17 protein-coding genes are annotated in these 13,033 nt (G+C 30.6%); 10 read left to right on the plus strand and 7 right to left on the minus strand.

Going from position 1 to position 13,033, the window contains the following annotated elements:
* Nucleotides 1-31 precede the first annotated feature (31 nt).
* Nucleotides 32-1,081 (plus strand): 2Fe-2S iron-sulfur cluster-binding protein, encoded by a 1,050-nt coding sequence (locus B2217_RS14605; protein ID WP_038335761.1) that lies wholly within the window; start codon nucleotides 32-34, stop codon nucleotides 1,079-1,081.
* A 107-nt stretch (nucleotides 1,082-1,188) separates the two neighbouring features.
* On the opposite strand, the gene B2217_RS14610 is transcribed toward B2217_RS14605, so the two are convergent.
* Nucleotides 1,189-2,511: a solute carrier family 23 protein gene (locus B2217_RS14610; RefSeq protein WP_180906750.1), complete on the minus strand. Its 1,323-nt coding sequence runs from the start codon at nucleotides 2,509-2,511 to the stop codon at nucleotides 1,189-1,191.
* Nucleotides 2,512-2,660: 149 nt separating this feature from the next.
* On the opposite strand from B2217_RS14610, the gene B2217_RS14615 reads away from it, so the two are divergent.
* Nucleotides 2,661-2,882, plus strand: a complete 222-nt coding sequence (locus tag B2217_RS14615; protein ID WP_180906751.1) for a heavy-metal-associated domain-containing protein — start codon at nucleotides 2,661-2,663, stop codon at nucleotides 2,880-2,882.
* 60 nt (nucleotides 2,883-2,942) lie between these two features.
* On the opposite strand, the gene B2217_RS14620 is transcribed toward B2217_RS14615, so the two are convergent.
* Both B2217_RS14620 and B2217_RS14625 read right to left on the minus strand, forming a co-directional pair.
* Nucleotides 2,943-3,287, minus strand: coding sequence for a hypothetical protein (locus B2217_RS14620; RefSeq protein ID WP_180906752.1), 345 nt, complete (start codon nucleotides 3,285-3,287; stop codon nucleotides 2,943-2,945).
* 3 nt (nucleotides 3,288-3,290) lie between these two features.
* Nucleotides 3,291-3,842 carry a YfiT family bacillithiol transferase gene (locus B2217_RS14625; RefSeq protein WP_180906753.1) on the minus strand — a complete coding sequence of 184 codons (552 nt, stop codon included), beginning with the start codon at nucleotides 3,840-3,842 and terminating at the stop codon, nucleotides 3,291-3,293.
* Nucleotides 3,843-4,017: 175 nt separating this feature from the next.
* On the opposite strand from B2217_RS14625, the gene B2217_RS14630 reads away from it, so the two are divergent.
* Complete coding sequence (locus B2217_RS14630; RefSeq protein WP_052217819.1) at nucleotides 4,018-4,500, plus strand: hypothetical protein; 483 nt, start codon at nucleotides 4,018-4,020, stop codon at nucleotides 4,498-4,500.
* A gap of 23 nt (nucleotides 4,501-4,523) precedes the next feature.
* The gene (locus B2217_RS14635; RefSeq protein WP_180906754.1) at nucleotides 4,524-4,970 is read left to right on the plus strand and encodes a hypothetical protein; all 447 of its coding nucleotides are present in this window, start codon (nucleotides 4,524-4,526) and stop codon (nucleotides 4,968-4,970) included.
* Here the strand turns inward: B2217_RS14635 and B2217_RS14640 are convergent.
* Nucleotides 4,967-5,416: a hypothetical protein gene (locus B2217_RS14640; RefSeq protein ID WP_180906755.1), complete on the minus strand. Its 450-nt coding sequence runs from the start codon at nucleotides 5,414-5,416 to the stop codon at nucleotides 4,967-4,969. The genes B2217_RS14635 and B2217_RS14640 overlap by 4 nt on opposite strands.
* Nucleotides 5,417-5,608: 192 nt before the next feature.
* Between B2217_RS14640 and B2217_RS14645 the strand changes: the two genes are divergently transcribed.
* The 3 genes from B2217_RS14645 (at nucleotide 5,609) to B2217_RS14655 (ending at nucleotide 7,857) form a co-directional block, all read left to right on the plus strand.
* Nucleotides 5,609-6,358: a GLPGLI family protein gene (locus B2217_RS14645; RefSeq protein WP_180906756.1), complete on the plus strand. Its 750-nt coding sequence runs from the start codon at nucleotides 5,609-5,611 to the stop codon at nucleotides 6,356-6,358.
* Between the two features lie 128 nt (nucleotides 6,359-6,486).
* Complete coding sequence (locus tag B2217_RS14650) at nucleotides 6,487-6,786, plus strand: DUF3861 domain-containing protein (protein WP_180906757.1); 300 nt, start codon at nucleotides 6,487-6,489, stop codon at nucleotides 6,784-6,786.
* A gap of 6 nt (nucleotides 6,787-6,792) precedes the next feature.
* Complete coding sequence (locus tag B2217_RS14655; protein ID WP_180906758.1) at nucleotides 6,793-7,857, plus strand: NAD(P)H-dependent flavin oxidoreductase; 1,065 nt, start codon at nucleotides 6,793-6,795, stop codon at nucleotides 7,855-7,857.
* Here B2217_RS14655 and B2217_RS14660 read toward each other — a convergent pair whose 3' ends face one another.
* The gene (locus B2217_RS14660) at nucleotides 7,858-8,430 is read right to left on the minus strand and encodes a TMEM175 family protein (RefSeq protein ID WP_180906759.1); all 573 of its coding nucleotides are present in this window, start codon (nucleotides 8,428-8,430) and stop codon (nucleotides 7,858-7,860) included.
* 138 nt (nucleotides 8,431-8,568) lie between these two features.
* On the opposite strand from B2217_RS14660, the gene B2217_RS14665 reads away from it, so the two are divergent.
* On the plus strand, nucleotides 8,569-9,120 hold the full coding sequence (locus B2217_RS14665) for a DUF1697 domain-containing protein (protein WP_291116924.1): 552 nt from the start codon (nucleotides 8,569-8,571) through the stop codon (nucleotides 9,118-9,120).
* A gap of 76 nt (nucleotides 9,121-9,196) precedes the next feature.
* Here B2217_RS14665 and B2217_RS14670 read toward each other — a convergent pair whose 3' ends face one another.
* Entirely contained in the window at nucleotides 9,197-9,757 is a 561-nt protein-coding gene (locus B2217_RS14670; RefSeq protein WP_115000255.1) for a TlpA family protein disulfide reductase, read from the minus strand.
* Between the two features lie 70 nt (nucleotides 9,758-9,827).
* Nucleotides 9,828-10,421 (minus strand): thioredoxin family protein, encoded by a 594-nt coding sequence (locus B2217_RS14675; protein ID WP_291122975.1) that lies wholly within the window; start codon nucleotides 10,419-10,421, stop codon nucleotides 9,828-9,830.
* Nucleotides 10,422-10,532: 111 nt separating this feature from the next.
* Between B2217_RS14675 and recG the strand changes: the two genes are divergently transcribed.
* On the plus strand, nucleotides 10,533-12,638 hold the full coding sequence (gene recG, locus B2217_RS14680; RefSeq protein ID WP_280045618.1) for an ATP-dependent DNA helicase RecG: 2,106 nt from the start codon (nucleotides 10,533-10,535) through the stop codon (nucleotides 12,636-12,638).
* A gap of 179 nt (nucleotides 12,639-12,817) precedes the next feature.
* Complete coding sequence (locus B2217_RS14685) at nucleotides 12,818-12,982, plus strand: hypothetical protein (RefSeq protein ID WP_280045617.1); 165 nt, start codon at nucleotides 12,818-12,820, stop codon at nucleotides 12,980-12,982.
* The last annotated feature ends 51 nt before the right edge of the window (nucleotides 12,983-13,033 follow it).

Here is a 13,033-nt window from a genome sequence, read left to right on the forward strand (position 1 = left end):
TTGTTTTCAGAATTATAAATAGTATACGACTATGAAATTTAATTTATTAACGGTAAAAGAAATTGTAAAATTAACGGCTGATGCTGTTCAAATTTCGTTTGATGTTCCTGAGGAATTACACGAAGAATACAATTTTTTACCTGGACAATATATCACTCTTAATATTAATGGAGAACGAAGAGATTACTCTTTATGTGAATCTCCTAAAGATAAAAAATGGAGCATTGGGGTTAAATCTCAACCAAATGGAAAGATTTCTTCTTATTTAGTAAATGAACTAAAAGTTGGTGATCAATTAGAAGTTTCTACGCCAAGTGGACGTTTTTCTATTCCTACAAAACCAAACGAAAAACGTACGTTATTAGCTTTTACAGCGGGTAGTGGAATCACGCCAATTATGAGTATGTTGGAGTTTACATTGCAGACTGAAGAATGGGTAAATTTTCATATTTTTTATGTAAATAGAGACGAGAACTCAATCATGTTCAAAGAGCGTTTGACAGAATTAAAACAAAAATATCCAAACAATGTTTTCATTCATCATTTTTATACGCGCCAAGATCAGGAGAATTTCATTTACAATGGACGAATTGATGAGAAGAAATTTGATTTAATCTTGAATCAAATTATTGATATCAACGAAGTAGATGAAGCAATGGTTTGTGGACCAGAACAAATGATTTTGACTTTAGCGAAGAAAATCAACGAAGCGGGAATTATCGAGAAACATATTCATTTCGAAATGTTTAATCCTTCAGTGAAAACAGAAGATATTTTTACAAAACATGACGAAGGACCTCAAACGGTTCAAGTTACTGTAACGCTTGATGGCGAAACTTCTGAAGTGACTTGGGATAGAGGAAAAAACTTGATTGATACAATGTTAGACGCTGGTATTGATGCGCCTTACTCGTGTAAAGGTGGTGTTTGTTCGTCTTGCATGTGTAAGATAACAGAAGGCGAAGTGCATATTGGAGACAACTATGTATTAACGGATTCTGATTACGAAGAAGGAATGACGTTAGCGTGTATTTCTCGTCCAAAAACAGCTACTTTAGCAATTGATTTTGATGAAGTTTAAGTTTAAGAACAATATATTTTAAATCAAAAAGGCGAGCTGAATTCAGCTCGCCTTTTTGATTTATATTTGTTCGCTTTGAATTAGAATTTTATCATCTAAATCTTTATTTAATTTTCCTCATCAAACATTTCCTTGAACGAGACAAATTCTCTTCCCGGAAGAATTAAATTTAAAGCAACTCCAATTATAGATGCCAAAGCCATTCCTTCTAAAGAAAATAAATCTCTGATGTGAATTGCCGCACCACCAATTCCTATAATTAGGATAACAGATGAAATGATTAGGTTTCGTTTTATCTTAAAATCAACTTTATTTTCAATTAACATTCTCAAACCACTCGAAGCAATAATTCCGAATAATAAAATAGAAACGCCACCCATAACTGGTGTTGGAATTGTACTTAATAATGCTGAAACTTTACCACAAAATCCAAATAAAATAGCAAAACAAGCTGCTCCAATAAATACATAAATACTAAAAGCTCTTGTAATAGCTAAAACACCAATATTCTCGCCATACGTCGTGTTTGGAGGCCCACCTAAACAAGCGGCAATCATTGTTGCAATTCCGTCACCTAACATAGATCGGTCTAAACCTGGATCTTCAATTAAATCTCTATTCACGACTTTACTCAAAACTAATTGATGTCCGATATGTTCAGCGATTGGTACAATTGCAACCGGAATCATTAAGAAAATAACATACCAAGATAATGTAGGCGTATAATCTACAAAAGGAACCGTAAAATCTGGAATCATAAACCATTTTGCTTCTATAACAGGATTTAAATCAACAACACCCATTGTAATTGCAAAAATATATCCACCAATAATTCCGACCAAAACTGGAATTACACTCAAAAAACCTTTACTGAAAATTGCTGTAATTATCGTGATAATTAACGTAACAAAACCAATTGTAACATAGGTTAAATCATATTCGCCTGAAGGATTATTTGTCACCATTTTGATTGCTGTAGAAGCTAATCCTAGCCCAATTACCATAATTACTGGACCAACAACAATAGGAGGTAAAAGTTTCATTAACCATTTTGTTCCAGCAGTTGCGATAAATAGTGCGACCAATGAATAGGTAACTCCAACTAAAAAACTTCCTACCAAGAAACTTCCTGTCGCTATTCCACTTTCTGGGTTTGCTTCTAAAGCTTTCATTGCGATAATTGGATTGATAAAAGCAAATGAAGAACCAAGGTAAGAAGGGACTTTTCCTCGTGTAATTAAGATGAAAACTAAAGTTCCGATTCCGCTCGAAATTAATGCAATTGCTGGTGACATTCCTGTCAAAGCAGGAACTAAAACTGTTGCGCCAAACATCGCAAAAAGATGCTGTATACTTAATAATATACCTTGTCCTAACTTCGGTTTTTCGTCGATAGCTAAGACAATATTTTGGTCATTTTGTTGACTCATTTTTAAAAGAAATTGAAATTGTTTTGTTTGAATACAAAAGTAGCTCAAAACGATTAATAAGTACAGAAATCATATAACTATTTAGCGAAATCTTGTAAATGATTTTGTAGCTATTCTTGCGAAATTTGTAAGACAAAAATCAATGAATTATGGAAACAAAAGAATTAAAATTCAAAACAAATATAAATTGTAGTGGTTGCGTGAGCAAAGTGAAACCTTTTTTAGATAAGTTAGATGGTTTAGAAGCTTGGGAAGTTGATACTGATAATCCTGATAAAGTTTTGTCTGTAAAAATTAATCAAGCAACAGACGAAGAAATTATTGATACAATTGAGAAAGTTGGTTTTTCAGCTGAATTAATTGAAGAATAGATATTTTTTTAGGTAGAATGACTTATTTTTTGTGATAATTTAAGTCAATATAATCTCAAGTTAATCTTGAATTGACTTGAGATTTTTTATTTTATTTTTTCGAAATTGTAGAAAGAAAAGCACGCCCATAGAAAGTTGAAGAATAAATAATAAAATAATCCACGTATTCATTTTTGCTGCAAAATCTGATAATTGGTTGTACATTATATCATATTTATCTATTGAAGTTTCTGCTATATTTTTCACAAACTGTATATCATTCGATTTTTCAATCAGCATAATTTGTTCACCTTTATAACCTTCATTTTTATTCGGAACAAGTTCAATTTGATTAGCGCTTACAAAAAACAGAAAAACACTAATGATTGTAGATAAAAATAATAGAAAATAATTGATGTATTTCATGGGTTATAAAATATTTTGTAAAGATACATTAACTTTTTTAGCTTGCTGTATGTGCGCCAAATGATGATTGCAATGCCAAGCATAAATCGCAAGATTTGTTTTTAAATCAATCAATTGATTTGTTTCTGGATGACGAAATTTTTTCTCCCAATCGCTTTCAACAAACGAATTTAACAAAACAACCCAACGTTGATGCAGCGCAAATAGCAAATTGACTGAAATGTTGACGTCAAGATTTTTAGAATCTTCTAATTCAGCCCAAATATTTTCCTCGTAAGGTTTTATTGTCGGAACATCTTCGGTTAAAGCCAGTTTAAAACGAATAAAACTATTCATATGGCTATCTGCACAATGATGCACAACTTGTCTAATTGTCCAGCCTTCTGGACGATATTGTTGTTCTAATTCAGCTTCTGAAAGAGAGGTAATTTCATTCTGAATTTTTTGTGGAAATTCACGAATTGTTGAAATCCATTGTTCAATAGATTCTTTATTAAATGATGCTGGAATTTCAAATTTACCGATCGGATATTTTAAATTTTCTAGTGTTTTCATATTGTTCTTAAATTTAATAAATTTTACAACTTTACTGATAAAAATTATTCTATTTTGTTAGAACGAGTCACTAACTTTGCAACTTCAAAAAATAATTGTGCAAACCAAACGCATCATAAAATTTGTTACCATACTGATTATTTTCGTAATTCAGTTTTTGTTTCTATTTGCGATAATGAACGAGCGAATAGAACATTATGTTGTGCCATATATTATTGTTGCGATTTGTGCTTTATTGCTAATTGTTTACCGCAAATTTCCGTTGCATCATCACGAATATTCATTTGATCGAAAAACATTAGTTTTATGGATTCCTATAGCTGCAATTATAACGTATTTAATCAATAATCAACTTGGTTTAGGAGGCGTTTTTTCAGCTGGAATTATCGGAACTTTAGGTTCATTTTTAACGAAGTTTAATCCTCGTTCAGAATATCTAAAACAAATTGCAGGACCTATATATTGTGGTGCTTTCATTGGAATGACTTCGCTTGATTTTCAGTATGTTTATTGGATGATTATTACGGCTGGAGTTTTTACAGCCTTGTTATTTTTTGCTACAAAATCTTTATTTGTTGGTGTAGGAGGAAAGCTGGGAACGTTAGCATTTATCGGAGTTTTATTGAGTATGTTGTTGTTTAAATTAATTATTGGCTAATGATTACTGAATTTTTAATATTAATGATGTGTTCAATAATAGCTTCATTAACAACGTACGAATTAAATATTCGTTTCAAACAAGGTCCAGTTCGTGCTTCTGCAATGATTGCGATGATTGTTGGCGGATTTTTTTATTTCTTTCCGACAATTTTACCTGAGTTTTATACCAAAAATATTCCGTTGTATGTAATCGGTGGAACTTTCATTGGAATGGTATCATCAACCATAAGTATCAGTTATTTTTCGTTGGTTTTTTCTCCAATTTTATTTGCAGTTTTATTGCATTATACAAGCAAAGTTTTCAATGGTTATGGAGGTGCGTTAGGTACAACTGCTTGCATCTCATTGATGTGTACAATGGCATTCCCAATTATTACAAAAAATAAAAAGGTGACCTATGGTTATCGTCTAATTCGAATTATTTTCAAGAAAAGAAAACGTAATAGAATTATTAAACGTAAAGTTTAATCAAAGCAATTGAAAACTATCTCTCCCAATGTTTTACTTTTCCAATAATTAATTTGTTTTATTTCTGATTCTCCTAATAATTCTAAATCAGAAACTTCTACTTTTTTGTTTAATTCTTTTGGATTTAGAAGGATCAAACTTGAATTTACTTCGGCTTTTAATTGTGAAATTAATTCAACAGGAAAGTCAATAAATTTCAAATCGAAACATCTATTTTTTTCAACACAAGCAAAAATTAAATAAGTAGAATTTACAATCAAATAAAAATCTTGTTTTGTCTTTTGATAATTAATTTTAATTTGATAAAAGTTAGATGAATCATTCACTTTCAGAACAACTTCTGTCTTGGTAAATGGATATTTGATTCCTTTCAGAATTTTCTCTAAATCTTCTATTGTGTAATTAGGAGTGGTGTCAAAACCTGTAATTCCTTTTTGTAATTTCATAAATTTTGGTCGTCAATATATTTTAAATGTAATATTTATTCCTTCAATTTATATAATTCTCAACTTTAGGAAATTGTTAAATTTTCTAATTATATTTTATGAATATGATATGATTTATTGTGTCATATTTAACAAATTCATCTCATTTGATTCTTTACTTTTGAAACTAACAAAACCATAAATTATTATAACATGAAAAAACTTATATTTTCGGTATGTTTTACAACTATTTCTTGTATTGCTTCGTTTGCACAAGCTAAAAAGGAGAACATAAAAGTAATCTACAACACAGATTTTATTTTAGATTTTGATAAAGTCAAAAGTAGTATTCCTGCTGCGTATCATGCGAGTTTCAAAAGTGAAATAGATCGCGGAATTTCGGTGAAATTTGTATTGGAAAGTAATGGAAAAATGTCTTCTTTCAAACCTGAAATTAAAATTGATAACAATCAATCCAATGATAATTCTATTGCGCAGATGATTATTGCTGCAGAAGCAAATCCACAATATAAAGATTATGAAAAAAATGAATTTTATAATGTGAAAGATTTTGGTGTGAAAACCTTTTTGATTAAGGATAAAATCTTTGATTATCAATGGAAAATAACAAAAGAAAAAACAGAAATAGCAGGTTATAATGCAACAAAAGCAATTGGAATAGACGAGGATGGAAAAGAGGTGATTGCATGGTATACAACGAGTTTGCCTTATAGAGATGGTCCTTATCGTTATGCTAATTTACCAGGTTTGATTGTGAAAGCAGAAATGTCAACAGATGAATTCAAGGCTGTTTTTACGATGAAAGAAATCGAAATTTTAGATAAAGATGTTGTGATTACTTTGCCAACAAAGGGAAAAGTTGTGACAGACAAAGAATTTATGGCGGAAATGAAAGCAATGAATGAACGTCATAAGCAAGTAAATCAAGGAGTTGATAAATAACAATAGAAGAGTTGCAGAAATGTGGCTCTTTTTTTGAATAAATATTATTGATTTAATCAATCAATTAAACGAATAATCATTTTAATTTTTGATAATTCTAATCTGTTACTTTTGGAAAAATTAGATTTATGACAAAGAAAGGAAATCACTACAAATTAACATTAGAACAGACCGAATTATTAGACAAAGATGCGCCATTACAAGCTCCAATTGTTTTAGATTTTATGAATCATGATGAGATTTTTAAGATTATTGAAATGATAAAATCTAAAAATCCGTTCGAAAATGAAAATCAATCAGTGGAATTTGCAATAGGTTTGAAGTTATTTTTGGAAGTGGTAATGAAGAATAAAAACAATCCAATTTTTGAGGATTTAATTCCTGCGATTAAAGCTTTTATGCCTAAATTGAAAGAAAATTTAAAGTAATAAAAGATGGTTTGGCAAAATGAATTAACAGCATTATTTGGCGTAAAATATCCGATTATTCAAGCGCCAATGTTTGGAGTAACGACATCAGAAATGGTTGCTGCAGCAAGTAATTGTAACTGTTTAGGTTCTTTGCCAATTGCCGATTTGGATGCAGAGAATTCGTTGAAGCGAATCTATCAAACAAAAAAAATAACGAATAAACCTTTTGCTGTCAATATTTTTGCAAACGATATTCCTGAAATCACACCAGAATTAAAGCAAAGGTATAACGCAATAAAAAATAAGTTAATTGAGCTTTCGCATCAACAAAACTTTGAAGTTGTTTTTCCTGAAATTGAAGCTGTAAAACCAAATGGTTATAAGGAGCAAATAGACGTAATTTTACAAGAAAAATGTAAAATTTTGAGCTTTACTTTTGGTAATTTGGATGATGATTCTATTAATCGTCTTAAAGAACATAACGTAACATTAATAGGGACTTGTACAACGCTGGATGAAGCGATACAATTGGAAAAATCAAATATTGATGTGATTTGTGTACAAGGAATTGAAGCTGGTGGACATCGTGGAACTTTCAATCCAGATATTTTGCCTCAAATTGGTGGCTTTTCATTGTTTTCGCAAGTAAAAGATGTTGTGAAAAAGCCGTTGATTTTTGCTGGTGGAATTTATGATGCGAAAACACTTTTGGCGGCTAAACAGCTGGGTGCATACGCTTTTCAGATTGGTAGTTTGTTTTTGTGTTCCAATGAAAGTGCTTTAAAATCGTTCGAAAAAGAGCGATTAAAAAATGTGAAAGAAAATGAAATTATCTTGACAAAAAGTTTTTCTGGAAGATATGCACGAGGAATTGAGAATGAATTTATTCGTTTGTTTGAAAATTCTGAGTTTGTTTTACCTTATCCTTATCAAAATAAATTAACAAATGCGTTGAGAAACGCTTCTAAATCAAAAAAAAATACAGCGTTTACAAATTTATGGTTAGGACAATCTTTTAAAAATTTTGAAGAAGATTCTACATCAAATCTTCTTCAAAAATTAATTGATTCTGTAGAGGATTATCAATAATTATCGCATCGATTTTTCAATTCTTCTATCTGGAATCAGCCATAATAAAGCGATTAAAGCATAAATAATAATACCAATTTCGGGTTTTATAAATGAAATTCCGATTCCAACTAAATAACCAATACTAGAGGTCTTTTCTTTTAAACTTCTACTCAGAGATTTTCCAATAACAGATTCCTTTCCTTCTTGTTTTATAGCAATTTTTTCAATAATCATAAATGCTACACTACTCATAAATAGGACAAATCCATAAAAAGCAACAGGAAAAGTTGAGTCGTAATTTTCGCCCATCCAACCAGTCGAAACAGGTAGCAAAGACAACCAAAAAAGTAGATGTAAATTACTCCATAAAATTCCGCCGTTTACTTTTTCAATTGCCTGAAAAAGATGATGATGATTGTTCCAATAAATTCCAACATAAATAAAACTGAACAAATAATTCAGAAATTTTGGGATATAAGGTTTCAAACTCATGATATCATCTCCAAGCGGAACTTTCAAATCCAAAACCATAATGGTAATAATAATAGCAAGAACGCCGTCGCTAAAAGCTTCTAATCTGTTTGTAGTCATAGGTTTTATTAGTTTTTATTATTCAGAATGATGCTAATTTATCAAAATTATTGTAACAATTAGGGATTTGTTTTAAAATTTCTATTATATTTATTTTCATAATTTTAAACAAAGTTTCTCGTAAATAGAGATAGTTTTATGAATACTTTTATTGCAATCCTGAGAGGTATAAATGTAAGTGGTAAAAAAATCATTAAAATGGATGTTTTGACCAAACTTTTAGAGGAACTTAGACTGGAAAATGTGACGACTTACGTGCAAAGTGGAAATGCTGTTTTTTCGACAAATTTGACTGATATCAAAGAAATTGGTGATTTAATTCACGATAAAATTGTAGAAAGTCTATCTTTTGAAGTTCCAGTTTTGATTCTTACCATCGAAAAATTAAAAAATATCATCGAAAATAATCCTTTCTTAAAAGATTTGAGCATTGATAAAGAGTTTTTACATTATACGTTTTTGGCAAATAAACTAGAGGAAATAAATACTGAAAAAGTTGAAAGTTCGAAAACTGAAGATGAACAATATTTTATTGCTGATGATGTCGTTTATTTATATTGTCCTTCTGGTTATGGAAAAACAAAATTGACCAACAATTTTTTCGAAAAATTATTAAATGTAAGTGCTACAACCCGTAATCAAAATACAACAACTGCTTTATTGCAATTGGCTTTGATGAGAGAAAATTAGAAAGAGAGTTAAATACAGACATAAAAAAACCGTTATTAAATGACTAATAACGGCTTTTTTATGTTTTTGAATGAAATTATTCAGCGATTAATTTATCTAATAAATCATTAATTTCTTTATCGTTCCAATCTCTTGTTTTTGTTTCTTTCAACACAACTTCACCTTTCTTATTTAAAATATATGTTGTTGGAAAAACCTTTGGCAACATATTATTTGAAATTGGACTATTTGGCTCATAAACTGGCATTGTATAGTTATTTTTTTGTAAAAAAGGATTAAAAACAGTCGGTTTATCCTGAATTGCTATCAATACAAATTTTACTTTTTGTCCTTTTGCTTCATACAATTTCTGAATGGTTGGCATTTCTGCTACACAAGGAGGACACCAGCTTCCCCAAAAATTTAGAAAAACAACTTCACCACTTTTCTTGAAATCAATCAAGTTTGTATTCGCAGCGCCGTTATGACCAATTAAATCAATATCATAATCACTTTCTGTTAATTCTATATCAGAACCAGCAACGTGGCTATTATCTTCCATTTTACTTTTAAAAAATGTACCGATTGGTGTAAACATAATAGCGACTAAAGCGACAACTACAACGATGGCAAAAATAATTTGCTTATTTCCTTTCATTTTTCTTTTTCAATAAAATCTTACACAAAGATGCGAACAAATAACAAGTTGAACAAATTGAAAAAAATGATTAATTACCGATGTTTTCGTCAATCAAATCTAAAATTTCATTTACAATATCTTCACCTTTATTATTGTTGTAATATTTTTGTAAATCTTCGTGAAAATCATCTGCCGAATACGTATCAGGATTACTTTTGAAACGCGCCAACATTTCCATTCCAGCTTGTGGACGAGGACCAAAACGGAAAGCTTCTTCATTTTCTTCATTTACTCCAATAATAATTGGAATAGAAGCTGCACCATTTGTTTTGTATTTTTCCATCAACTCCAAGTTCTCATCACGTAAAACATAATGCGTCGAAACATTTAGTGCATTTGCTAATTTCTCCACAACAGGCAAAATTTGAGAAGCATCTCCACACCAACCTTCTGTAATTACTAATAATTTTAAATTATTTGAAGTTGATTTAACGCGTGTTTCTTGCGCAGGATTTAATTTGAATGTTTTAAAAATTCTGTTCATGCGTTGCAATCCCAAAGCATAATATTGTACATATTCTTTCGGATCATCGTTTTCGATTTCGTTTTCCAAGTCATCTTCAACGCGTGTGATGTAATCTTCGTATGATAAACCTTTGTTGATGTATTCTGTTAAATTCATTTGATTCTAATTTGTTACAAATATAAAGCAATTCTACGAGCTTATTTTGTAACAATGATGACATTGTTTGTCGTTAAAATTTGGTAAATTGCGACTTTCGAAAGTAGAAAAATGTATCAAAATCCATTAAAAAAAACAATAGAATATTTAAAAGGTGCTGGACCTGAGCGTGCTAAAACACTGCAAAGTGAATTCAGAATTTTTAGATACGAAGATTTGATACAACATTTTCCTTTTCGTCATGTTGATAAATCGAAATTCTATAAAATTTCTGAAATTTCATCAACAGCAGCCGAAATACAATTGAAAGGTAAAATTGTTAGTTTAGAAGAAATTAACCAAGGAAAAGTGAAACGTTTGGTTGGGAAATTTCAAGATGGAACAGGGACTTTGGAATTGGTTTGGTTCAAAGTTTCTTCTTGGCAAAAGGAAAAATTGAGAAACGATCTTTTCAAAGAAGTTGTGATTTACGGAAAACCGAATGTGTTCAATAATAATTTCAGTATCACACATCCTGAAATTGAATTAGTTGAAGACTCGAAAAATATTCCGCTTGGATTATTTCCTGTTTATCCAAGCACCGAAAAGTTGACGAAAAAAGGAATTACGAATCGTGTTCTTCAAAAAATGATGATGAATCTTTTTGCTGAAAACATTGATATTCCTGAGAATTTACCATTAAATGTTCTCGATCATTATAAATTAGTTGGAAGAAATGAAGCGTTAAAAGCAATTCATTTTCCGAAAGATGTAACAGAATTAAATGCAGCAATTCGTCGTCTAAAATTTGAAGAATTTTTCTTTCTAAATCTTGCTAATCTCTCTCAAAAAGCAGTTAATAAACAAAAGAATAGAAGTAATCCTTTTCCAGAAATTGGTCATTATTTCAATACATTTTACAATGAATATTTACCTTTTGAATTGACAAATGCGCAGAAAAGAGTCATAAAAGAAATTCGTTTTGATCTTCGTCAACCTGCGCAAATGAATCGTTTGTTGCAAGGTGATGTTGGTTCTGGAAAAACGATGGTTGCGTTGTTAACGATGTTGATTGCAGTCGACAATGGTTTTCAGGCGGCTTTAATTGCGCCAACCGAAATTCTTGCACAACAACATTACGAAAGCATTACAGAATTGCTGAATGGTTTGGATGTTTCGGTTGAATTATTGACTGGTTCGGTGACAAAGAAAAAGCGTCAACCAATTTTAGAAAACCTTGAAAATGGAAACCTTAAAATCATTATTGGGACGCATGCATTGTTAGAAGATAATGTGATTTTTCAGAATTTGGGATTAGCGATTATTGATGAACAACATCGTTTTGGAGTTGCTCAACGTGCTAAATTTTGGAGAAAAGCTAAACTTCCACCACATATTTTAGTGATGACAGCGACGCCAATTCCTCGTACACTTTCGATGACAATGTATGGTGATTTGGATGTTTCAGTGATCGATGAATTACCAAAAGGACGAAAACCTATTAAAACGCTTCATAAAACGGATGCACATCGTTTGAGTGTTTTCAAATTTATGAAAGATGAAATTGCGAAAGGTCGTCAAATTTATGTGGTTTATCCATTAATTGAAGAATCAGCAAAGTTAGAATTGAAAGATTTAATGGATGGCTACGAAAGTATTTCTCGTGCTTTTCCGTTGCCAGAATATGCGATAAGTATTGTGCATGGTCGTCAAAAACCTGCTGATAAAGAATTTGAAATGAATCGTTTCAAAAATAATGAAACGCAAATTTTGGTTGCTACAACTGTGATAGAAGTTGGTGTAAATGTGCCAAATGCTTCTGTTATGATTATTGAAAATTCTGAACGTTTTGGACTTTCTCAATTGCATCAACTTCGTGGTCGTGTAGGTCGTGGTGCGGAACAATCGTATTGTATTTTGATGACAGGTGGAAAATTGAACGAAGTTTCGAAACGTCGTATACAAACGATGTGTCAAACAAATGATGGTTTTCAAGTAGCAGAAGTTGATTTGGAATTGCGTGGTCCTGGAGATATGATGGGAACGCAACAAAGTGGTGTTTTAAATCTTAAGATTGCTGATTTAGCGAAAGACAAAGAGGTTTTGTATGCAGCAAGAAAATGTGTTGAAGCTATTCTTTCACAAGATCCGACACTTTCTTCTCCGATTTATGAACCAACAAAAAAATATTTTATTGAAAATCATAAAGATAAAGTTGGTTGGAGTCAAATTTCTTAAAATTTAACATTAAGGAAACGATTTGTATAATTTTTTGGTATAATTTATGTTTGTTTAAAATCAAATACAAAACACCGAATTTTATTAGAAACTTTTAATTTTATCAATTGTGTTAAATGAAATTAACATTAAAAATTATTTTTAACACAACATTAGCGTCAACCAAAAAATTATAGATTATGATGTACACAAATTTAGAACTTATCAGAACTCCACAAGGAGTAGAGGTTGAAGGAAATTCACTATGGATGTTCAATCAGCATTTGAATTTAATGATATTAATCGCTAATGAATCGATAAAAATTAAACCTTCTATGTCTTTTCAACGATTTAGAAAAAATTAAATAATATCTCTCAAAACCGCTTGTTTAGCGGTTTTTTTATTTCTAAACTTC

Source organism: Empedobacter sp. UBA7620 (genome assembly GCF_002484185.1).
Taxonomy (GTDB): Bacteria; Bacteroidota; Bacteroidia; order Flavobacteriales; family Weeksellaceae; genus Empedobacter; species Empedobacter falsenii_C.

Coding starts and splice junctions, on each gene's coding strand:
- B2217_RS14605 (WP_038335761.1), top strand. CDS start 32: ATGAAATTTAATTTATTAACGGTAAAAGAAATTGTAAAATTAACGGCT.
- B2217_RS14610 (WP_180906750.1), bottom strand. CDS start 2,511: ATGAGTCAACAAAATGACCAAAATATTGTCTTAGCTATCGACGAAAAA.
- B2217_RS14615 (WP_180906751.1), top strand. CDS start 2,661: ATGGAAACAAAAGAATTAAAATTCAAAACAAATATAAATTGTAGTGGT.
- B2217_RS14620 (WP_180906752.1), bottom strand. CDS start 3,287: ATGAAATACATCAATTATTTTCTATTATTTTTATCTACAATCATTAGT.
- B2217_RS14625 (WP_180906753.1), bottom strand. CDS start 3,842: ATGAAAACACTAGAAAATTTAAAATATCCGATCGGTAAATTTGAAATT.
- B2217_RS14630 (WP_052217819.1), top strand. CDS start 4,018: ATGAACGAGCGAATAGAACATTATGTTGTGCCATATATTATTGTTGCG.
- B2217_RS14635 (WP_180906754.1), top strand. CDS start 4,524: ATGATGTGTTCAATAATAGCTTCATTAACAACGTACGAATTAAATATT.
- B2217_RS14640 (WP_180906755.1), bottom strand. CDS start 5,416: ATGAAATTACAAAAAGGAATTACAGGTTTTGACACCACTCCTAATTAC.
- B2217_RS14645 (WP_180906756.1), top strand. CDS start 5,609: ATGAAAAAACTTATATTTTCGGTATGTTTTACAACTATTTCTTGTATT.
- B2217_RS14650 (WP_180906757.1), top strand. CDS start 6,487: ATGACAAAGAAAGGAAATCACTACAAATTAACATTAGAACAGACCGAA.
- B2217_RS14655 (WP_180906758.1), top strand. CDS start 6,793: ATGGTTTGGCAAAATGAATTAACAGCATTATTTGGCGTAAAATATCCG.
- B2217_RS14660 (WP_180906759.1), bottom strand. CDS start 8,430: ATGACTACAAACAGATTAGAAGCTTTTAGCGACGGCGTTCTTGCTATT.
- B2217_RS14665 (WP_291116924.1), top strand. CDS start 8,569: ATGAATACTTTTATTGCAATCCTGAGAGGTATAAATGTAAGTGGTAAA.
- B2217_RS14670 (WP_115000255.1), bottom strand. CDS start 9,757: ATGAAAGGAAATAAGCAAATTATTTTTGCCATCGTTGTAGTTGTCGCT.
- B2217_RS14675 (WP_291122975.1), bottom strand. CDS start 10,421: ATGAATTTAACAGAATACATCAACAAAGGTTTATCATACGAAGATTAC.
- recG (WP_280045618.1), top strand. CDS start 10,533: ATGTATCAAAATCCATTAAAAAAAACAATAGAATATTTAAAAGGTGCT.
- B2217_RS14685 (WP_280045617.1), top strand. CDS start 12,818: ATGATGTACACAAATTTAGAACTTATCAGAACTCCACAAGGAGTAGAG.